The organism is Caballeronia sp. 11_S32, from assembly GCF_056930355.1.
Map to the genome: position 1 here is coordinate 1,248,951 of NZ_JBXOWH010000004.1, position 21,644 is coordinate 1,270,594.

17 protein-coding genes are annotated in these 21,644 nt (G+C 64.3%); 8 read left to right on the forward strand and 9 right to left on the reverse strand.

From position 1 onward, the window contains the following. Window positions 1–23: 23 nt before the first annotated feature. Together AC1Z32_RS31920 and AC1Z32_RS31925 are read right to left on the reverse strand one after the other, a co-directional pair. Window positions 24–1,607: an MFS transporter gene (locus AC1Z32_RS31920; protein WP_483482822.1), complete on the reverse strand. Its 1,584-nt coding sequence runs from the start codon at window positions 1,605–1,607 to the stop codon at window positions 24–26. A gap of 73 nt (window positions 1,608–1,680) precedes the next feature. Then, complete coding sequence (locus tag AC1Z32_RS31925) at window positions 1,681–1,950, reverse strand: hypothetical protein (protein WP_483482823.1); 270 nt, start codon at window positions 1,948–1,950, stop codon at window positions 1,681–1,683. 436 nt (window positions 1,951–2,386) lie between these two features. On the opposite strand from AC1Z32_RS31925, the gene AC1Z32_RS31930 reads away from it, so the two are divergent. Then, entirely contained in the window at window positions 2,387–3,364 is a 978-nt protein-coding gene (locus AC1Z32_RS31930) for a GlxA family transcriptional regulator (protein WP_483483359.1), read from the forward strand. Between the two features lie 28 nt (window positions 3,365–3,392). Here AC1Z32_RS31930 and AC1Z32_RS31935 read toward each other — a convergent pair whose 3' ends face one another. After that, a complete protein-coding gene (locus AC1Z32_RS31935; protein WP_483482824.1) occupies window positions 3,393–4,499 on the reverse strand; it encodes an S-(hydroxymethyl)glutathione dehydrogenase/class III alcohol dehydrogenase in 1,107 nt (368 codons plus the stop codon). Window positions 4,500–4,673: 174 nt separating this feature from the next. Between AC1Z32_RS31935 and AC1Z32_RS31940 the strand changes: the two genes are divergently transcribed. Continuing rightward, window positions 4,674–5,381 carry a hypothetical protein gene (locus AC1Z32_RS31940; protein WP_483482825.1) on the forward strand — a complete coding sequence of 236 codons (708 nt, stop codon included), beginning with the start codon at window positions 4,674–4,676 and terminating at the stop codon, window positions 5,379–5,381. A gap of 145 nt (window positions 5,382–5,526) precedes the next feature. Further along, window positions 5,527–5,691 (forward strand): hypothetical protein, encoded by a 165-nt coding sequence (locus AC1Z32_RS31945; protein ID WP_483482826.1) that lies wholly within the window; start codon window positions 5,527–5,529, stop codon window positions 5,689–5,691. A gap of 149 nt (window positions 5,692–5,840) precedes the next feature. Here the strand turns inward: AC1Z32_RS31945 and AC1Z32_RS31950 are convergent, their stop codons facing one another. Beyond that, entirely contained in the window at window positions 5,841–7,022 is a 1,182-nt protein-coding gene (locus tag AC1Z32_RS31950; RefSeq protein ID WP_483482827.1) for a porin, read from the reverse strand. Window positions 7,023–7,142: 120 nt separating this feature from the next. After that, window positions 7,143–7,502, reverse strand: a complete 360-nt coding sequence (locus tag AC1Z32_RS31955) for a hypothetical protein (protein ID WP_483482828.1) — start codon at window positions 7,500–7,502, stop codon at window positions 7,143–7,145. 353 nt (window positions 7,503–7,855) lie between these two features. Between AC1Z32_RS31955 and AC1Z32_RS31960 the strand changes: the two genes are divergently transcribed. Then, window positions 7,856–8,107 (forward strand): hypothetical protein, encoded by a 252-nt coding sequence (locus AC1Z32_RS31960; RefSeq protein WP_483483360.1) that lies wholly within the window; start codon window positions 7,856–7,858, stop codon window positions 8,105–8,107. Between the two features lie 70 nt (window positions 8,108–8,177). Then, on the forward strand, window positions 8,178–10,577 hold the full coding sequence (locus AC1Z32_RS31965; RefSeq protein WP_483482829.1) for a phosphoketolase family protein: 2,400 nt from the start codon (window positions 8,178–8,180) through the stop codon (window positions 10,575–10,577). Here AC1Z32_RS31965 and AC1Z32_RS31970 read toward each other — a convergent pair whose 3' ends face one another. Both AC1Z32_RS31970 and AC1Z32_RS31975 read right to left on the reverse strand, forming a co-directional pair. Then, window positions 10,578–12,914 (reverse strand): mechanosensitive ion channel family protein, encoded by a 2,337-nt coding sequence (locus tag AC1Z32_RS31970; protein ID WP_483482830.1) that lies wholly within the window; start codon window positions 12,912–12,914, stop codon window positions 10,578–10,580. Between the two features lie 275 nt (window positions 12,915–13,189). Further along, on the reverse strand, window positions 13,190–13,813 hold the full coding sequence (locus AC1Z32_RS31975; RefSeq protein WP_483482831.1) for a TetR/AcrR family transcriptional regulator: 624 nt from the start codon (window positions 13,811–13,813) through the stop codon (window positions 13,190–13,192). A 261-nt stretch (window positions 13,814–14,074) separates the two neighbouring features. Between AC1Z32_RS31975 and AC1Z32_RS31980 the strand changes: the two genes are divergently transcribed. The 3 genes from AC1Z32_RS31980 to AC1Z32_RS31990 are packed head-to-tail and all read left to right on the forward strand — an operon-like array spanning window position 14,075 to window position 19,781. Beyond that, on the forward strand, window positions 14,075–15,196 hold the full coding sequence (locus tag AC1Z32_RS31980) for an efflux RND transporter periplasmic adaptor subunit (protein WP_483482832.1): 1,122 nt from the start codon (window positions 14,075–14,077) through the stop codon (window positions 15,194–15,196). After that, window positions 15,193–18,315 carry an efflux RND transporter permease subunit gene (locus tag AC1Z32_RS31985; RefSeq protein ID WP_483482833.1) on the forward strand — a complete coding sequence of 1,041 codons (3,123 nt, stop codon included), beginning with the start codon at window positions 15,193–15,195 and terminating at the stop codon, window positions 18,313–18,315. The genes AC1Z32_RS31980 and AC1Z32_RS31985 overlap by 4 nt, the downstream gene beginning before the upstream one ends. Further along, entirely contained in the window at window positions 18,312–19,781 is a 1,470-nt protein-coding gene (locus AC1Z32_RS31990) for an efflux transporter outer membrane subunit (protein WP_483482834.1), read from the forward strand. The genes AC1Z32_RS31985 and AC1Z32_RS31990 overlap by 4 nt, the downstream gene beginning before the upstream one ends. A 40-nt stretch (window positions 19,782–19,821) precedes the next feature. Here AC1Z32_RS31990 and AC1Z32_RS31995 read toward each other — a convergent pair whose 3' ends face one another. After that, window positions 19,822–20,823 (reverse strand): sulfate ABC transporter substrate-binding protein, encoded by a 1,002-nt coding sequence (locus AC1Z32_RS31995; protein WP_483482835.1) that lies wholly within the window; start codon window positions 20,821–20,823, stop codon window positions 19,822–19,824. Window positions 20,824–20,929: 106 nt separating this feature from the next. After that, entirely contained in the window at window positions 20,930–21,556 is a 627-nt protein-coding gene (locus tag AC1Z32_RS32000; protein WP_483482836.1) for an RBBP9/YdeN family alpha/beta hydrolase, read from the reverse strand. Between the last annotated feature and the right edge of the window lie 88 nt (window positions 21,557–21,644).

The window sequence follows — 21,644 nt, forward strand, 5'->3', positions numbered from 1 at the left end:
GCTCACGCCGGCATCGGGATTTTTTATTGTTTGCGACGGATGGTCGCCGCCGCCGCGCCCGCGGCCGCGAACGCACACGCGGCGGACAGCAGCGCGACCGCGCGCAATGCATCGGCGATGGCATCGGACTGTGCGCGGGCGAGCGGTGTCGATGCCGCCGAAGGTGCCGCGGGTGTCGCATCCGCATCGGCAATACGCATATTTTGATGCGGCAGATGCAGCCGATCGAGCCGCGCCGCCAGCGCCGCGTCGTGCGACCAGACGAACACGATGCCGAGCACGGCGATCGCCAGCAGGCTCGCCACCCGCGCCACCGCATTGTTGATGCCGGACGCGACTCCCGCGCGCTCGCTGCTCACCGATGCCATCACGGTCGTGGTCAGCGGCGCGACGGTGATCGTCATGCCGAGCCCGAGCACGACGAGCGCGGGCAGAAAACCGGCCCAGTAACCGCCGGCGAACGGCAGCGCGAGCATCGCGAAGCCGAGGCCCGCGACGCACGGCCCGGCGATGAGCAGCAACCGCGCGCCGAAGCGGCTCGTCAGCCCGCCGGTGAAGCGCGACAGCAAGCCGATGATGAGCGGCATCGGCAGCACGGCCGCGCCGGCTTGCGTCGCGGTATAGCCATACGCGCGAATCAGCGTGAACGGCAGGAAGAACAGCACGCCGCCGAGACCGAAGTAAAGCAGCAGCGTGACGAGATTGGCGCCGCTGAAATCGCGCGAGCGGAAGATGTCGAGCGGGACCATCGGATCGCGGGATTTCGCTTCGATCGCGACGAACGCGGCGAGCAGCAGCACGCCCGCGACGATCATCCCCAGGACGAGCGAATCCGCGAAACCGCGCGACGGCGCTTCCGTGAGGCCATAGGTGAGCGCCGCGAGGCCCGCCGCCGTGCTCGCGGCGCCGGGCCAGTCGAGCGTCTGCGGCGCATTGGCGTTATGGCTGTCGGGCACGGAGGCTATCGCCAGGGCGATCGTCGCGGCGGCGAGCGGCAGATTCAGGAAGAAGATCGCGCGCCAGGAGAATGCGTCGACGAGCCAGCCGCCCGCCGCGGGCCCGACCGACGATGTGATCGCGCCGACGCCCGCCCACGTGCCGATCGCGCGTCCGCGGGCTTCGCCCTCGAACACCGCGCCGATGATCGCGAGGCTGCCCGGCACCAGCAGCGCCGCGCCGATGCCCTGCAACGCGCGCGCCGCGATGAGCCACCCCATGCCGGGCGCCGCGCCGCACGCCGCCGATGCAGCCGTGAAAATCGCGATGCCCGCGATGAACACCTTCCGCCGACCGAGCTTGTCGCCCATCGACCCGCCAACGAGCACGAGCGCGCCGAGAAACAGCAGATACGCGTTGACGACCCACTGCATCGCCGCGATGCCCGCGCCGAGCTCGCTCTGTATGGACGGCAATGCGACGTTGACGACCGAGCCGTCGATGAACGCCATGCTCGAGCCGAGGATCGTCGCGGACAAGGCGAGGCGCTTGCGCCGGCATGGCTCGCCCGCCGCGACGGGCTGCGTGCGAATGACGAGCTCATCGCAAGGGCTCGCCTGCGACGCCACGGCGTGCGCGCGTTTCTGGCTGTCGAGAGGCGGGCTGGCCAAGGTCGGTTCCTTCTGTGGCTCCGTGGCGAGGACATCGCCGGGAAGTCCAGATGATAATGCTGGATCTCCTCCCTCATCCGGTCATGCGCGTCAGCCACTCGCGCGGACGTGTCGATACGTCCGCGGCCGATGCTCCGACGCGTTGCACATACACCACGGGCGCCGTCGCGCCCTCCGTATTGATGACGAGGCCGCGCGCCTTCGCATCGAGTCCAATGGAGCGCGCCAGTTCGCGATCGCGCATCGACACGACTAGCCCCGCGAATCCCGCGAATCCCGCCCCACCCGATTCGCCCGCGACGATCGGCACATCCTGACCGCGGCGTTGCGCGAGCGGTTTCATCGCGTCGATTGCCGGACCATGCGCGGCTTTCGTTCGCGGCGCTCATGTTCAGGATCGCGCGGAGTTCGCCGGGGTACGCGGTCTCTAATGACTTCGCATTGGATACGAGCATGCGGGACAACTCCGGTGCTGAAGTAGCGACCGGAAAATGATATTGCGCGAGTGAATCAAAAAAGGCGCGTCATAAGGGTCACTTATGCAAAAATCTCTCGATCTTCGAGAGCACGACATGACCTTTAACCTCGACAGCTTCGATCGCAAACTTCTCGGCGAAGTCCAGCGCAATGCGCAGACGCCGCAAAACGAACTCGGCGCGCGGCAGCTCTTCTTTTCCAGCAACAACGTGAAACACCTCCAGACGCTCGTGAGCATGAACCGCGTGAAGGTGGAACTGAGCGCGCCCCGATGCGGCGGACGAATGACGAAGGGAACACGCATGCCTTTGACGGTCGATATCGTCATCTATGACGGCTTCAAGGCGCTCGAAGCTATCGGCTCGCTCAGCGTCTTTACCTACGCAAACATTCATCTCGAACGCCGCGGCCTTCCCGGTCGATACGATGTCAAGCTCGCATCGATCCGGCGCGGCGAAATCATGTCCGACACGGGCGTGTCGCTCACGGCGGAAAAGCGCATCGATACGCTCGCGCTGCCGCATACGGCGATCATCGTGGGCGCGTGGCAAATCGAGGAAGCGGTGGGCCATGCGCCGGAAATCGTGCAATGGGTCGAAGCCGCCGCGAACCGCATGGAGCGCACGGCCGCGCTCTGCTCCGGCGCGTTCTTTCTCGCCGCCGCGGGCCTGCTCGACGGCAAGCGCGCGACTACCCACTGGGCCGTCGCCGATGCATTGAGGGCGAAGTATCCGGCCATTCGCGTCGATGCCGACTGCATCTTCATCCGCGAAGGGAATCTGTGGACATCGGCGGGCGTGACGGCGGGCATCGACCTGGCGCTCGCGCTCGTCGAAGAGGACTTCGGGCTGGACCTCGCGCTCGATGTCGCGCGAGACCTCGTCGTCTATCTCAAGCGCCCCGGCGGACAGTCGCAGTTCAGCTCGCATCTCGTCAGCCAGGCGACCCATAATCCCGGCATCCGCGACGTGCAGGACTGGATCCTCGCCAATCTTCGGCGCGATATATCGCCGGCCGAAATGGCGGAACGTCTGTCGATGAGCGTGCGCAGCTTCAATCGCTCGTTCAAGCGCGAAACCGGCACGACGCCCTCGACATTCGTGACGCGCGCGCGCATCGAGGCCGCGCGCAGGCTGCTCGAGGAAGGCGATCTGCCCGCCAAGACCATTGCCGCGAACAGCGGCTTCAAGACGTATGAGGCCATGCGCAAAGCGTTTCAGCAAGCGCTCGGCATTACGCCGTTGACGTATCGGGAGCGCTTCGGCGTGGGCCGCGAATGAACGTCTTGAACGCCTTGCGCACGGTGCATCAATAGATCACGACGGAACGGATCGACTCGCCCTTCTTCATGAGGTCGAAGCCGTCGTTGATCTGCTCCAGCTTGAGATGATGCGTGATCAGATCGTCGATATTGATCTTGCCTTCCATGTACCAGTCGACGATTTTCGGCACGTCCGTCCGGCCACGCGCGCCGCCGAATGCCGAGCCTTTCCATTCACGGCCCGTGACGAGCTGGAACGGACGCGTGCTGATCTCTTCGCCCGCCGCCGCCACGCCAATGATGAACGACTGCCCCCAGCCCTTGTGCGTGCATTCGAGTGCCTGACGCATCAGCTTCACATTGCCGACGCATTCGAACGAGTAATCCGCGCCGCCATCGGTGAGTTGCACGATATGGTCGACGACGTTCTCCACTTCCTTCGGGTTGATGAAGTGCGTCATGCCGAACTTCTTCGCGAGCTCGACACGCCCCGGATTGATATCGACGCCAATGATCTTGTCCGCGCCGACCATCTTCGCGCCTTGAATCACGTTCAACCCGATGCCGCCAAGACCGAACACGACGACATTCGCCCCCGCTTCCACCTTCGCCGAATACACGACGGCACCGACGCCCGTCGTCACGCCGCAGCCGATATAGCAGATCTTGTCGAACGGCGCGTCCTCACGCACTTTCGCAACCGCGATCTCAGGCACGACGATGTAATTCGAAAACGTCGATGTGCCCATGTAATGAAAGAGCGGCTTGCCATCGAGCGAAAAGCGCGACGTCGCATCGGGCATCAAACCCTTGCCCTGCGTCGCGCGAATCGCCTGACAGAGATTCGTCTTGCGCGACAGGCAGAACTTGCACTGGCGGCATTCCGGCGTGTAAAGCGGAATGACGTGATCGCCCTTTTTCAATGTGCCGACGCCCGGCCCGACATCGACGATCACGCCCGCGCCTTCATGCCCGAGAATCGCCGGGAAGATGCCTTCCGGATCGGCGCCGGACAGCGTGTAGTAATCGGTGTGGCAGATGCCCGTCGCCTTCACCTCGATCAGCACTTCACCCGCGCGCGGGCCTTCGAGATCGACTTCCTCGATCGTCAATGGCTTGCCCGCTTCCCATGCGATGGCTGCTCGCGTCTTCATGTTCCCTCGTCTTTCACGTTTCGAATGATCGGATGATCGGCTACGGTGACGTGCATCGGCGTCATTCGCGTACGCCGTGGCGAAAATCGAGTGCAAGTTGGCCATAGCTCGGTGTCACCCACGCTTTGATCGCACGAGTTAAGCTAGTGATTCCGCTCGCATCGAGATGACGCCATGAGCCGAACAGATGGGCTAGCTCAAAGCCGATGGCTGGCCGACGCGCGCGAGGAAATCGCCGCGGCGCAGCGAACCTGCGACGAAGCGTGGCTGCACGACATGAGCATGCGCTGGGGCTGCCGCCTGGCGATGCTCGTCGCCGATTTCGGCGTGCGCGTGATGCTTCAGGCGGGCGGCATTGTTGTGAAGGTAGAGCCGTCGACGGATGCGGCTAGCGTGTTTATCGACTGCGACGACGGCATGCCTCATTCCCTCGGCCGCGCGGCGTGGATCAAGCTTTCGAAGTTCGAGGAGCACGCGACCGCCGTTCTGGAGGCGAGCGCGCTGATCCACGGCAATGCGCAATGCGATGCCTGCCGCGAGACGATCATCGCGTGGCGTCAGATGCTCATTGCGGCGAACGAATGGCCTAGAGAGGAAGCGGACACATACATCAGCCACGCATGCCGGCCGATACTGAAGCAGTTCATGAATCTCGCGTCGTGCGCGACCGCCGGACAGCAATTCGAACTCGCCCGAGAAGGCGACTACGAGGAAGCGTGGCGCGAGTTCGAGCACTTCTGCACGAACGAACATGCGCGACCCGTAACGGGATGGGGCCGCAAGTACCGGCATCTACGTGACAACGGTGTGGAGCGCCCGTCGACGCCCGATGCGCTCATGCTGCAACCCGCTGCTGCTCACGCGTCACAGCCCGCCGCCTGATCGACGATGCATGAAGTCCGGCTTGCGCTTCTCTAGAAACGCGGCCGTTTCGCAGCATGTATCGAACGTGCTCCGACTGCTCATATCATTAGGAATTCTGTGACTTTGTAACTTCAGTGTAATCGGCAAGCTCTTGAGCCCTATCTTGAAAGGCGTCAAGAGCGATATGCCGTCGTGGCATCCCAGCAATCCGGTCGAACGTCGCCTGATGGCGGTGCATGATGATTGGCCGCGTTTTAGCAGTGATTCACGGGCCACTTTGCTTTATTTGGCAAAAAACCCGCTTCTATTTGAGAAACTTAATCTCTGAAGAGTGAACCGAACAAGGGCCGCCCACGCGGCTCCTTGCTCGGCTACTCGGCGATAGCGATCAACCACCCCTCTTCCAAATTAATGCTGACACGCCCCCCAGCTTCGCCGTCCGCCATTACTTCGCCATCCGAATGATCGATACACCGCTCAGAAGCGATGCCGCAGCCCCACCGTCGCCTCGACCTGATTGCTCGTCGAAGACGGCGCGGTGATGCCATTGATCCAAGCCACGCCCAATGGCGAGCCGCTGCCCGCGCTCACGCCCTGCCACACACCCTGCAGGTAGACATCGGTGCGCCGCGAGAAGCTGTAGCCGGCCATCGCGCTGACCTGGTTCCAGTGCGGATTGCCGCCGCCCGTGAGGCTGCCCGCGCGCGTATACGTGTAGGCAGCAGAAAGCTCGACCGCCGGCGTGAGCGCATAACGCAGGTTGCCTTCAAAGTTCTGGAAGTGCGTGCTCGGTCCTGTCTGGAACAACTGCGTCAGGTTGGTCTGCGTATAGACGAATCCCGCCACGGCCGGACCGAATGCGTAGTTCACGCCCGCGCCCCATGTCTGTTGACGGCTCGAAAGCGCGCCCAGCGGGACGGCGTTCGACGTGAACACGCTCTGCAGCGATGAGCCTGAGGTATCGGTGACGGCGCCATTCGAATTGAGCTGTGCCGGCGTCTGCGCGTCGCTGTTGAGTTGAAGAAAGCCCGCGCCGAAGTTGAGCGGCCCCCATACATACGATATGCCGATGCTGTAAGCACGGTTATTCGAAAAACCGCCCGCCTGATTCGAGAAGCCATACAGCGCGCCGAGCCTGAAGCCCTCCATTTCCGGGCTTTGATACTTCACGGCATTGTTGATCTGGAATGAATCGTTGAGATTGTCGATGTCGAACGGATGCGCGAAGTGCGTGCCGCCATACTCCGTGCCTGTCAACGAAAGCGGCCCCACGAAGTCGACCATGTCGTCGGTTTGACGGCCGAATGTGAGCGTGCCGAATTCGCGGCTCGACAGGCCGACATACGCCTGTCGATTGAAGATGCGATTGCTCGACGTGTTCTGTCCGTTGTTCAGATTGAAGCCATTTTCCAGGTTGAAGATGGCTTTCAGTCCGCCGCCCAAATCTTCCGCGCCGCGCAATCCCCAACGGCTGTACTGGACAGGACCGCTCTTCAGCTCCCAATTGCTGTGGCCGGCGCCAGTCGTCGGGCTGATCTGGCTGTTCGTGTAGGTCACGCCCGCGTCGATCAGCCCGTACAGCGCAACACTGCTCTGGGCATGCGCCGCGCCAGCCAGCGTGAACATCGTCGTCGCGCCGGTTATAAGCAACTTGTTCATTTGCCTGGCTCCATCGATGTCGGAATTCACGCGATGTGTTTCACCCACATTATGCGACTGCATCGGCGACCGGCAACCTCAAATTTCGCGCGCGACAACAGCGCGCAACGAAGCGCCCGCTCAGAAATCGTGGCGCACGGAGAACGTCATGCCCTTCTCGCGCTCATGATTCACGCCGAGCTGCGGGTTGGCGGAAAAATGCCATTCGTCCTCGCCGCTCGTGATGTCGTCGCGCGGTCTGACCGGCGCGGGAACCGAATTCGGCGAAGACGGCTGCGGATAGACCCGGGCGAGCTCACTCAGATCCGGATGGATGTTCCTGTCGTATTTCGACAGCGTGACGGCATCCAGCGCGTCCATGGTGCCTTGAAAGGCATAGCGCGCATGACGCGGCCTGACGGAGTGGATGCTGGCGGTCGAGACGACGACCGGATACGGAAAGAAGAGCAAATTCGCCGCGACCCGCTGAAAGGGAATCATGCGAGTTTGTTCATTGGCTGATGCGAAGCTGCCGACGAGAAAAGCCACGATGCCGGCGACCCAATATCTTCTGATATGGCGAGTCATCGAATGCCTGCGAGACGCTACTGTCCAAGTGAAGCTCAGCGTTCTTAAAGTATTTTAATTCATTTGACGACGCATTTCCTGACGATGATGCCATCGGGGAAATAGTCGCCCGCACGCTCCGCTTCGCGAATCGCTGCAAGGCATTGTGCAGTGAATCGAAACAACGCCGATCGATCGTTCGAGGCTGTTCACAACTGCCCGCTTAACCACTATCTTGTAGAGCAATCTGATCTGCTCACGCACCCTCCGGAGTTCACGCCATGCTCATGCGCACGTTGCAAACCTTAGTCTTGTCCGCTGCAATTCTCGTCGGCGCCTCGCCCGGTGTTTCATTTGCGACGGAACAGGCCCAGCAACGCCGCGCCGGACGCGACGTGCGCCAGGACACGCGCCAGCATGCGCGAGACACGAAGCAGGATTGCCGCGCGGCGAATCAGAAATCCAACGCCAGTTGCAGACATGACAAGCGCGATACGAAGCAGCAAGGGCGTCAGGCAGCGCGAGACATCAAGTACTGACATCGCAATACCGCGCGCGTCGCATTTTCCCCGACCTTCCGATGGACCTTCACTGAAAGGAGATGTCGTGATGAGCAAACATTCGAAAGATGGCGCATCGCATTCTTCTGCTCTCGAAGGCGATGAACTTCGCCTCGTCGATGCATGGTGGCGCGCGTGCAATTACCTCTCGGCGGGCATGATCTTTCTCGCCGAAAATCCGTTGTTGCAGGAGCCCCTGAAAGCCGGGCACGTGAAGCAACGGCTGCTCGGCCACTGGGGCGCGAGCCCGGCACTGTCGTTCGTTTGGGCGCATCTGAACCGCATCATCAGGCGCGACGACATCGACGTGATCTTCATGGCCGGACCGGGCCACGGCGCGCCGGGCGTGCTCGGTCCCGCGTATCTCGAAGGCACGTATTCGGAGGTGTATCCGGACAAGAGCGAAGACGCCGAGGGCATGCAGAAGTTCTTCAAGCAGTTCTCGTTTCCCGGTCATATCGGTTCGCACGTGACGCCGGAAACGCCGGGGTCCATTCACGAAGGCGGCGAGCTCGGCTACAGCCTGTCTCATGCCTATGGCGCGGCGCTCGACAACCCCGGGCTCATCGTCGCGTGCGTCGTCGGGGACGGCGAAGCGGAAACCGGTCCGCTCGCGACGGCATGGCATTCGAACAAGTTCATCAATCCCGCGCGCGACGGCGCCGTGCTGCCGATCCTGAACCTGAACGGCTACAAGATCGCCAATCCGACGATACTCTCGCGCATCAGTCACGAAGAGCTGGAGGCGCTCTTCGTCGGCTATGGTTATCGGCCGTATTTCGTCGAAGGCTCGGATCACGCCGAGATGCACCAGAAAATGGCGGAAACGCTCGATGCCGCCACCGGCGAGATTCGCGCGATCTGGGAGAAGGCGCGCGATGCCGGCGACGCCGAACGTCCGCGCTGGCCGATGATCGTGCTGCGCACGCCGAAAGGGTGGACCGGGCCGAAGGAGATCAACGGCCACAAGGTGGAAGGCTCGTGGCGCGCGCATCAGGTGCCGTTCTCGGATGTGCATACCAATCCGGCCAATCTCGCGGTGCTCGAGCGCTGGCTGCAGAGCTACAAGCCCGAGGAGCTCTTCGACGAAACCGGCCGGCTGCGTGAGGAGATCAGGGCAATCGCGCCGGTGGGCACGCGGCGCATGAGCGCGAACCCTCATGCAAACGGCGGCGTGCTGCGCAAAGAGCTTAAGCTCCCCGACTTCCGCGACTACGCCGTGGATGTCGGACACTCGGCGGGCAAAACGCTCTATGAGAACACGCGTCCGCTCGGCGAGTTCCTGCGCGACGTCATGCGCTGCAACATGGACAGGTTCCGCGTATTCGGCCCCGACGAAACGGCATCGAACCGCCTCCAGGCGATCTACGAGGTGAGCAAGAAAGTCTGGATGGCCGATTACCTTCCCGAAGACGAGGACGGCGGCGAGCTCTCACGCGATGGCCGCGTGATGGAAATGCTCTCGGAGCACACGCTGCTCGGCTGGCTCGAAGGCTATCTGCTTTCGGGACGCCACGGCTTTTTCCATACGTATGAGGCTTTCGCGCATGTGATCGATTCGATGTTCAACCAGCATGCGAAATGGCTCGACATCTGCAAGAACCATGTGCCGTGGCGCGCGTCGGTTTCGTCGGAGACCATCCTGTTGTCATCGACAGTCTGGCGGCAGGATCACAACGGCTTCTCGCATCAGGACCCGGGCTTCATCGATCTCGTCACGAACAAGAGCCCGTCGGTCACGCGCGTGTACCTCCCGCCCGATGCCAACACGCTGCTCGTCGTGGCCGATCAGTGCCTGCGCTCGACCGACTGCATCAACATCATCGTCGCGGACAAGCAGAAGCACTTGCAGTTCGCGACCATCGACGAAGCGATCGTCCATTGCGCGAAAGGCATGGGCGTGTGGCGGCGCGCCAGCACCGATGAAGGCGTGGAGCCCGATGTCGTGCTGGCTTCATGCGGCGACGTCGCGACACAGGAAGCGCTCGCCGCCGCCGCGATCCTGCGCGAGCGCCTGCCCGAGCTGAAGCTGCGCTTCGTGAACGTGGTCGATCTCTTCAAGATGCAGCCCGAGACCGAGCATCCGCACGGATCGAGCGCGCGCGAGTTCGACAGCCTCTTCACGCTCGACAAGCCCGTGATCTTCAACTTCCACGGCTATCCGTGGCTGATCCACAAGCTCGCCTATCGCTTCCACAATCACGAGAATCTGCACGTGCGCGGCTACAAGGAAAAAGGCAACATCAACACGCCGCTCGAGCTCGCGATACTCAATCAGGTCGATCGCTTCAATCTCGTGATCGACGTGCTCGACCGCGTGCCGCGCCTGCAGGCGAGAACGGCGCATTTGAGGGAGGACATGAAGAACGCGATCATCCGTCATCTGGAGTACGCGCACACGCACGGCACCGACCATCCGGAAATCGCCGAATGGGTGTGGCCGTTCTGATCACGGCGACTCCTTGAGCACGCGGAGTTCCGGCTGCACGGCGCCATCCGTTGCACGCCGGTTCTCCGCCTGCTCGCGCTCGTCGCGGTCCCGCGGCGACGTATGAAGATGCATCTGCGGCAACAACATCTCGATGCCAGCTTCGTCCAGCTTGAGCTTGAGCCTCGCGTTGAAGGCGCGCGCCACGCTCCATTGCTGCAGCGGGCGCGTCTTGATCTGCCCTTTCACCACGATGCAGTTCGCTTCGAAGCGGTCGAGCCCCCACACTTCGACAGGACCGATTATCTCGTTGCGAAAGCGGAAGTCTTCGCTCAGGTCCGCGCCCACTTCCGTGATCATCCGCGTGATGTCCTCCATCTTCGCGGAGAACGGCACCCTGACTTCGAACACCGCGTTCGCGAAATCGCGCGACAGGTTCTTCACGATCTTGATCTGCGAGAACGGAATGGTGTGCACCGCGCCTTGTCCGTCGCGCAGGCGGACCGTGCGGATCGTGAGATCCATCACGGTGCCGGCATGACCGCCGTCGATATCGATCCAGTCGCCGACCGAGATCGTCTCCTCGACGATGATGAAAAGCCCCGTGATCAGATCGGTGACGAGCGACTTCGCCCCGAAGCCGACCGCGAGACCGATCACGCCGGCGCCGGCCAGAAGCGGCGTCAGATTGATGCCGAGACTCGCGGCGGCGGCGATGGCCGCGATGCTCGCGACCGTCACGAAGACCGCGTTGCGCACGAGCGGCAACATCGTGCGGGCGCGTACGCCGGGACTGAGCGCCTTGTTGCGCGAGCTGTTCGGGCCGAGCGCCTCGAGAATGATGGTGTCGATGACGATCCAGATGAACCACGCGCCGAACACCGTCGCGAGCACCGCGATGAGCCCGTGCCTGAAGCCCGGCGTCATCGCGCTGTGCTTGATGAGCCGCGCGATCGGCCCGCTCCATAGTTCCAGCTCGAAGCGCAGATACCCGAGCCAGATCAGCAGCACGAAAAGCGTGCACCCGAAGCGCACGAGCCGCATCAGATGCGGCGCGCGGCGCTGCGCGCGCGTGTCGCGGCGGCGTGTCAGATGCAGCAGCAGCGCGGAGACGAAGAGTGTCAGCACGAGCAGCACCGCGCTCAGCAGCGACGGGCGCAGCACGTCGCCTTCCGCGCCGCGCCCGTCGATGATCGCGACCACGGAAGCCGTCGCGATCAGCAGCATCGGGATATGCCACAGCGAGGCGAGGATATCGAGCGCTTCCGTCGCGAACTTGTGATCGCGTCTGCGCGCATAGGGCCGGTTGCGGATCAGATGCGTGACGGGCCGCCGGTAAGCGAGCGCGAAATAGCCGCTCAGGAGCGCCGCGGCCAGGTTCGCGAAGGTGGACAGCAGACCCGCGAGATTCGGGCCGAGCTGACGCGTGACGTCGGCGTTGGCGGTGGCATCGCCGAGCGCGCCGCAGGCGCCTATCGCGAAGAGCGGCCAGAGCGTGCGCGCCAGGAGCTGCTGCACGGCGACGCGACGGTGCGCCGTGCTGAACACCGAAAACACGATCAGGCAGATCGCCGAGAAGACGAAGCCCGCGACGATCGCATATGCGATCACGAGCCCGAGCGTGCGGCCGAGCGCATCGGGCATCGCGCGCACGAAGAGCAGCACCGCGAAGAACGCGATGACCCACGGCCCCGTCTGCCGCAACGCGAACGCGAGCAGTTCGAACGAGGTCGGATTCGGCGCGAGCGCGACATCGCGGCCATAGCGCGCGAAGATGTGCCGCTGGACGCGGATCAGCACGAATGCGCACACGCCCCAACCCACGAGTGTCGCGCCCATGCCGGCGATGAGCTCGCCGAGCGACTCGCCGTTCGCGCCCTTCGCGATGATTCGCAACTCCCTCGCCGCCGCGCTCGCGCGCGTCGCCCAGAAACGCAGCGGCGAGAGCCCTTCGCTCAGATTGGTTTCGACCGACGCGATGCCCGATGCGATCGCGCCGAGCAGATCGCCATTGGCTGGCGGCGGCGGTGTTATCGGCGTGGCTTTCTCGGTTGCGTCGCGCAGCACTTTCAATTGCTCGACGAACGCGCTGCGCTGCGCATCGTTGTCGAGCGTGCTGATCAGGCTATTCAATGAACGCACCATTTCGGCCTGGCTCGCGGGCGAAGGCGCGGAGGCGGGCTGAGGTCCGGCGGCCGTCCACGTCGATATGAGGCTTTGCATTGCCGCGGGCAAGGGCGCGGCCGACACGGGCAGCACGAACGCCGCGCAGCCGATGAAAAGACCGAGCGCGACCAGCCACGCACGAGCGTACGAAAGGACATGCCCCGCTTCGATGCGCCGCGTGAGTGCGCTCATGGAGATTCCCTCCAGAATGTCAGGCCGATGCGGCGCACGCGCATGTGCCGGTCGGCTTCATCGCCGCCGGATTGCTGCAATCCGCAAGATCGCGCACGAAGTCGAAACACTGCGGGCGCGGCCGCTTCGGTTCTCGCGCCAAGATTAGCGTATCGAATTCATGCATGCCATCCGCAATGCATTTGGCGATGAAGCCCTTCCTGAACAGGAATTGTTTTGCGGCCGCCTTTATGTTGGCCTTTACGTTGGCCTGCGCGTCGGCCTGTGAAGACGCTTCAGGCCGCGCCGCCGCCCAGCACCACGCGCCGGAAGAATTGCGCGAGCACGTCCTCGGCTAGCTGCCCAGGCACCGATTGCGGGTCCGACGAGTAGAAGAACTGCACGCCGTCGCAGAGCGCGATCAGGCCGAGCGCCATCTGCTCGGCGGGCATCGTGAGCGGCGTGCCGGCGCGCTCCGAGAACGCCTTGATGTAATCCGTCGTCCTCTGGCGCAACTCGCGCATCAGCGCGTTGAAGCTCGCGCGGAACTTCGGGTCGCGGCTCGCGTGCAGCTTCGCTTCGACCCACAGCAGAAAACACGCGTTATTCTGGTAGCACTCGCTGTAGTACTGGAGGACGCGCGCTTCCATGTCGGCGCGCGAGGCCTCGCCGTCCTCGAAGATCGTGGACAGGCGCTGCATGATGGTGTCGTGATCGCGCTTCAGCACTTCGAGCAGCAGGTCGGCCTTGCTCGAAAAGTTCGAATAGAACGCGCCGCGCGTATAGCCCGCGTCGGCGGCCACGTCCTCGACGCTCGACGCGCCGAAGCCCTTCTTCATGAATACCGCCTGCGCAGCGTCGAGCAGACGCTGACGCGTCTGGTCACGGCTCTGCTCGCGGGTGAGACGTACTGGTTTCATGCGCGCAGTGTAGCATCGCCGGGCTTACAAATCCGCCTTTGCATTCAGATACACACCTGTATTAGAATTCACTTCGCATCAGAGTCCGGGTCGTCGAAACGCTTGCCGGACGGGGCTTTCAGGTCCGCACAATGACTCGCCCCGCTCAGGCTCGCTTCTCGAAATTGCTCGCCGGACACCTGTTTCCTTGCTTCGCCCATGAGTGGCGCGCCCCGGTTCGAAGGCGCGCCGCACCATGCCCTTGCGGGCGCCGAGGTTCCTGTGAAGCTCTTCCACTCACCCGCGTCCGTCGTGGCGCGCGCGGCAGTCGTTCCGGTCGTCTGCATATCGCTCGTCGCCTGCAAGCGCCATGAAGCGCCCGCTCCCGCACCGCGTCCCGTCGTCGCCGTCGCGGCGCAGGCGGATGGTCACGCGGGCACGTCGAGCCTGCCCGGGCAGATTCAGTCGCGCTATTCGACACCGCTTTCCTTTCGTATCAACGGCAAGATTCTCGAGCGCCGCGTGCGCCTCGGCGACAGCGTGAAGGCGGGCCAGGTCGTCGCCCGGCTCGATCCCGCCGATGCCGAGAAAAACAGCGCGAGCGCCCGCGCGCAGCTCGACGCCGCCGAGCATCAGCTCGTGTACGCGAAGCAGCAGCTCGACCGCGATCGCGCGCAGGCCGCCGAGAATCTCATCGCGCCGGCGCAGCTCGAACAGACCCAGAACGCCTATGCATCCGCGCTCGCGCAGCGCAATCAGGCGCAGCAGCAGGCGGCGCTGTCGGGCGATCAGCTGCGCTACGCGACGCTCACCGCCGATCACGCGGGCGTCATCACCGCCGAGCAGGCCGACACCGGCCAGAACGTCACCGCGGGCCAGGCCGTCTACACGCTCGCATGGAGCGGCGATATCGACGTGATCTGCGACGTGCCCGAAGCCGCGCTCACCGCGTTCGCCGTCGGCCGCGAAGCGAGCGTAAAACTCGCGGCATTGCCGAAGCAGACCTTCAAGGCGCGCGTGCGCGAGCTCTCACCCGCCGCCGATACGCAAAGCCGCACCTGGCGCGCGAAGCTCACGCTCGAAGCGCCGACGCCCGATGTGCGCCTCGGCATGACGGCGGATATCGCCTTCGACGCCGGCAACGGAGCGAAAGGCGCGTTCACCATTCCGTCGACCGCGCTCTTCCACGACAACGGCCATCCCGCCGTGTGGATCGTGAAGCAGCCCGGCGATGCGCTCGAGCTTCGGCGCGTGGAAGTCGCGCGTTACGGCGAGCGCACCGTGACGCTCGCGAGCGGCATCGCGGCGGGCGAGCGCATCGTGTGGCAGGGCGTGCACACGGTCAGCGCGGGCGAGAAGGTGCGTGTCGTGGCGCCGCTGCATCCCGAGGACTTCGCGTCATGAGCGACACTCGCGAAGACGACAACGCACATCGCGACGAAGAAGGCAGCTTCAATCTGTCGGCGTGGGCGCTGCGGCATCGGGCGCTCGTCGTGTTTCTCATCGCAATGGCGACGCTCTTCGGCATTCTGGCCTACACGCGGCTCGCGCAATCGGAAGATCCGCCCTTCACGTTCCGCGTGATGGTCATTCGCACCTTCTGGCCCGGCGCAACCGCGCGTCAGGTGCAGGAAGAAGTGACGGACCGCATCGCGCGCAAGCTGCAGGAAACGCCGTACACGGATTTCATGCGCAGTTATTCGCGTCCGGGCGAATCGCTCATCTTCTTTCAGATGAAGGACTCCGCGCCCGCGAAGGACGTGCCCGAGGAGTGGTATCAGATCCGCAAGAAAGTGGGCGATATCGCCGCGACCCTGCCGCCCGGCGTGCAAGGCCCGTTCTTCAACGACGAATTCGGCGATGTCTACACGAACATCTACGCGCTCGAAGGCGACGGCTTTTCGCCCGCGCAACTGCACGATTACGCCGATGCACTACGCACCGTGCTCTTGCGCGTGCCGGGCGTCGCGAAGGTCGATTACTTCGGCGATCAGGAAGAACGCATCTATGTGGAGATTCCCAACACGACGCTCACGCGCCTGAACATTTCGCCGCAGCAGATCGCGCAGGCCATCGACGGCCAGAACGCCGTCTCGCCCGCGGGCGTTCTGACGACGCCCAACGACCGCGTGTTCGTGCGCCCGAGCGGACAGTTCAGGAACCTGGCCGCGCTCGCGGATACGCTCATCAACGTGAACGGCCGCTCGTTCCGGCTCGGCGATATCGCCACGATCAGGCGCGGCTATATCGATCCGCCCGCCACGCAGATGCGCTCGGCGGGCGCGCCCGTGCTCGGCATCGGCATCTCGATGCAGCCGGGCGAGGACGTGGTGCGTCTCGGCAAGTCGCTCGACGAGCAGATGATCAAGTTGCGCGCCCAACTACCCGCGGGTCTGAAGCTCACCGAAGTCTCCAGCATGCCGCACGCGGTCTCGCATTCGGTCGACGACTTCCTCGAAGCGGTCGCGGAAGCGGTCGTCATCGTGCTGATCGTGAGTCTCGTGTCGCTCGGCGTGCGAACCGGCATGGTCGTCGTGATCTCGATTCCGATCGTGCTCGCCGTCACCGCGCTCTTCATGTATCTGTTCGATATCGGCCTGCACAAGGTTTCGCTCGGCACGCTGATTCTCGCGCTCGGCCTTCTCGTCGATGACGCGATCATCGCCGTCGAGATGATGGCCGTGAAGCTCGAGCAGGGCTGGAACCGCACGCGCGCCGCCGCGTTCGCGTACACGAGCACCGCGTTCCCGATGCTGACCGGCACGCTCGTCACCGTCGCGGGTTTCCTGCCGATCGCGCTCGCGAAATCGAGCACCGGCGAATACACGCGCTCGATCTTCGAAGTCTCGGCGATCGCGCTGATCGCGTCGTGGCTCGCGGCGGTCGTGCTGATTCCCTTGCTCGGCTACAAGCTCCTGCCCGAGCGCAAGAAGGAAGCGCATCTGCCCGACGATCACGAGCACGATATCTACGACACCAAGTTCTATGGACGCCTGCGCCGCTGGGTCGGCTGGTGCGTGGAGCGGCGCTTCGTCGTGCTCGCGATCACGGTCGTGCTGTTCGTCATCGCGATGGCGGGCTTCACGCTCGTGCCGCAGCAGTTCTTCCCGAGCTCGGATCGTCCCGAGTTGCTGATCGATGTGCGCCTGCAGGAAGGCGCATCGTTCGAGGCGAGCTTGCGCGAAGCGAAACGGCTCGAAGAAGCCCTGAAGGGCCGCGATGAGATCGATCACGTGGTGAGCTTCGTCGGCACCGGCGCGCCGCGTTTCTATCTGCCGCTCGATCAGCAATTGCCGACGCCGAACTTCGCGCAGTTCGTCGTCACCGCGAAGTCGGTCGAAGCGCGCGAAGCGCTCGCGCGCTGGCTCGAACCGATGCTGCGCGAGCGTTTCCCCGCGGTGCGCACGCGTCTTTCGCGTCTGGAGAACGGACCGCCGGTCGGCTATCCGGTGCAGTTCCGCGTGAGCGGCGACGATATCGGCACGGTGCGTCATATCGCCGAGCAGGTGGCCGCGGACATGCGCGCCGATTCGCGAACGGCCAATGTGCAGTTCGACTGGGACGAGCCTTCCGAGCGCTCGTTGCGCTTCGAGATCGATCAGCAGAAAGCGCGCGATGCGGGCGTGACGTCGCAGGACGTATCGAGCTTTCTCGCGATGACCCTGACCGGCACCACGGTCACGCAGTACCGCGAGCGCGACAAGCTCATCAGCGTCGATCTGCGCGCGCCGCGTGCCGAGCGCGTCGATCCTTCGCGGCTCGCGACCCTCGCGATGCCGACGCCGCACGGACCGGTGCCGTTGAGCGCGCTGGGCCGCGTCGTCGATACGCTCGAATACGGCGTGGTCTGGGAACGTGACCGCCAGCCGACCATCACCGTGCAATCCGACGTGAAGGGCGATGCGCAAGGCATCGACGTGACGCACGCCATCGACAAGAAGCTCGACGAGATTCGCCGCGCGCTGCCGGTGGGGTATCGCGTCGAAGTGGGCGGATCGGTGGAGGAAAGCGGCAAGGGCCAGGCGTCGATCAACGCGCAGATTCCGATCATGGTGATCGTCGTGCTGACGCTCCTGATGATCCAGTTGCAAAGCTTCTCGCGCGTGATGATGGTCGTGCTCACCGCGCCGCTCGGTTTGATCGGCGTGGTCGTGACGCTGCTCGCGTTCGGCAAGCCGTTCGGCTTCGTGGCAATGCTCGGCGTCATCGCGATGTTCGGCATCATCATGCGCAACTCGGTGATTCTCGTCGATCAGATCGAGCAGGACATCGCGTCGGGGTACAAGCGTTTCGATGCGATCATCGGCGCGACGGTGCGGCGTTTCCGGCCTATCGTGCTGACCGCCGCCGCCGCCGTGCTCGCGCTGATTCCGCTTCTGCGCAGCAACTTCTTCGGCCCGATGGCGACCGCGCTGATGGGCGGCATCACGAGCGCGACCGTGCTCACCCTCTTCTATCTGCCCGCGCTCTACGCGGCGTGGTTTCGCGTGAAGCTGGACGAACGCGAAGGAGCATCGTCATGAATCGAGCGCTATTGATGACTTTCGCGTGCATGACGCTCGGCGCCTGCGCGCTCGGCCCCGACGGCAAGCCGCCCGCGATGCCGCAGCCCGCGCATTACGGCACAGAGCCGCAAACGGAAGCGAGCGTCACGGCGGAAGGCGCCTCGCAGCGTTTCGAAGTCGGCGCGAAACCCGTGCCCGAATGGTGGAAGCTGTATCGCTCGGACGCGCTGAATGCGCTCGTCGATGAAGGTCTGCGCGCGAGCCCGAATCTCGCCGCCGCCGACAAGAGTCTCGTCGCGGCGCATGAGCAGTTGCGCGCGCAAGTGGGTTCGTCGCTGTTGCCATCGATCGACGCGACCGGGCAAGCGTCACGTCAACGCGGCTTCGGCATTCCGGAGGCCGGGCCGCCGACCGTGCTCTACAACCTTTTCGTCGGGCAGATTCAGGCGCAGTACACGTTCGATCTCTTCGGCGCCGCGCGCTTCGCGAATGCGTCGCTCGCCGCGCAGGTCGATCAACAAGCCTTCCAGCTCGATGCCGCGCGACGCGCGCTCGCCGCGAACGTCGTGACGGGCGCGATCGGCGCGGCGGCATTGCATGCGCAGATCGACGTGACCGGGCGCCTCGTCGCGCTCGCGAACGACGACGCGCACGATGCCGAACGCCGTTACGCACTCGGCTCGGCATCGCGCGCCGACATGCTCGCCGCGCAGCAGAACGCGGCGTCGCTCGCGTCGCAGTTGCCGGGCTTGCGCGCTCAATGGCTCGCGATGCGTCACGCGCTCGCCGTCCTGCTCGGCCGCACGCCGGACCGCGCGCCCGACGATCTCGATCTCGCGAGCCTTACCGTGCCATCCGATGTGCCCGTCGTGCTGCCTTCCGAGCTGTTGCAGACGCGCCCCGACATCCAGGCCGCCGATGCCGCGTTGAAAGCGGCCGCCGCGCAGGTCGGCGCCGCGACGGCGCAATTGTTCCCGAGCCTGTCGATATCCGCATCGATGGGCAAAGGCGGCTTCAACTGGCCGACGGCGCTCTCGGGCGCGGGCGCGCTGTGGAGCATCGGCGCGTCGCTGTCGCAGCCGATCTTTCATGGCGGCGCGCTGCTCGCGCAACGGCGCGCGGCCATTGCCACGTATGACGCCGCCGTCGAGCAATACAAGCAGACCGTGCTCGCGGCGTTCCAGAATGTCGCGAACACGCTGGCGTCGCTCGAAACCGATAGCGAGGCGCTCGCCTTCGCCGACAGCGCGAGCCGCGCGGCGCGCGATGCATCGTCGGATGCGGCGGCGCGCGTGCGTCTCGGTGCGATCCCGCCGCGCGCCGCACGCGGCAGCGAGCAGCAGTACCTCAACGCGCGGCTATCGACGATCCGCGCGAGCAGCGCGCGCATGAGCGACACCGCCGCGCTGTTCCAGGCGATGGGCTCGCCCGTGGCAAACGCCGCGCGCGTCTCGCAGCAAGGCGGCGAAAGCACGGTGAAGTAAGTCGAAAGCGGCCGTGCCCGCGCGCGGCGCAGCGGCGGCGTCAGTTCTTGTCGGCGACCACCTGATCGAACGTGCCGCCATCGGCGAAATGCGCCTGCTGCGCCTTCTGCCAGCTTCCGAACATCTGCTCGACGGTGAACGTCTTCAGCGGCCTGAACTCGCTCGCGTGCTTCGCGAGCACGGCTGCATCGCGCGGACGCAGATGATGCTGCGCGATGATCTCCTGCGCGGCGGGCGTGAACAGGAAGTCGAGGTACGCCTGCGCCTCTTTGCGCGTGCCGCGCTTGTCCACCACCTTGTCGACGATCGACACCGGCGGCTCCGCGAGCAGGCTCACCGACGGATACACCGCGTCGAAGTCCTTCGCGCCCGGCCCCGCGCTCATCAGGCCGACTTCGTTCTCGAACGTGACGAGCACATCGCCGATACCGCGCTGCGTGAAGGTCGTCGTCGCGCCGCGTCCGCCCGCATCGAGCACGGGCACGTTTTTGAAGATGGCTTTCTCGAAGTCCTGCGCCGCTGAGTCGCTCGCGCCCTGCTGCTTCTTGTAGCCCCACGCCGCAAGATATGCATAGCGCCCGTTGCCCGATGTCTTCGGATTCGCGATCACCACCTGCACGCCGGGGCGCGCGAGATCGTTCCAGTCCTTGATGTGCTTCGGATTGCCCTTGTGGACGAGGAAGACCATTGTCGTCGTGTAGGGCGCGCTGCTATCGGGCAGGCGGCTGCGCCAGTTCGCGGGCACGAGCTGGCCGCGCTCGGCAAGCAGGTCGATGTCGTTGGGCTGGTTCATCGTCACAACATCGGCCTGCAGACCTTGCATCACCGACAACGCCTGCGCGCTCGATGCGCCATGCGACTGCCGCACCGATACCGTCTCGCCGGTCTTTTTCCTGTAATCCGCGACGAAGGCCGCGTCGATGTCCTTGTACAGCTCGCGCGTCACATCGTAGGACACGTTGAGCAGCGTCGTGTCGGCATACGCGAAATTCGCCGCCATGCCGAGCGCAGCCGCGATGACCAGCTTCTTATAGACCGCCATTTTTTCTCCAGAGACAGGGGTTCGAACCGCACAACACAAACAGAGAAACAGACAAAGGCCGCCCGAAGGCGGCCACGCATGCATCGCACTCGTTCAGGCAGCGGGATCAGCCGTACGCGCGCTGCGCCTCTTCCTCGTATTCGGGCGACACGCGCCGCGCGAGCGTTTCGATGAAATGCTTCGCGAGCGGCCAGGGCCCGAATCCCGCCGATGTGTTGATATGCCCCGCGTCACCGAGATTCACGAACGCGCTGTTCCAGCGCTGCGCGAGCGTGCGCGCTTCGTCGAGCGGCATCCACGGATCGGTCTCGCTGCCGACGACGAGCGAGAGCGTATCGAGCCGGCGCGCGCTGAACGCACCCGCGAAACGGAACTTGGCCGGGCTCGCGGGCGCGACGAACAGCACGCCCTTGACATTCGCCGCATGCGCCTGAGCCGCTCCCGCGTGCGACAACGCATGCGCCGTCGCGAGACAGCCAAAGCTATGCGCTGCAAGCACGACGGGACCATCGATGCTCGCGAGCACATCGAGTACGGCATCGCTCCAGATGGCGAGATTCGGCGCATCCCAGTCGCGCTGCTCGACGCGCCGCGCGCCGGGCATCTCGCGCTCCAGCCAGGTCTGCCAATGCGCGTCCTCGCTGCCGTGCAAACCCGGCACGGTCACGAGCGTGACCGGCGACAAGGACGAAACACCCGTTACCCGTGCATTCCACGCGCTGCGCTCACTCATCTTCGATCCTCGCTGCAACTCGAACTAACGAGTCTCCATTCTCGATGAGCACGCGAGCCCGGCTAACCAATATTTCGTCATTTGTTTA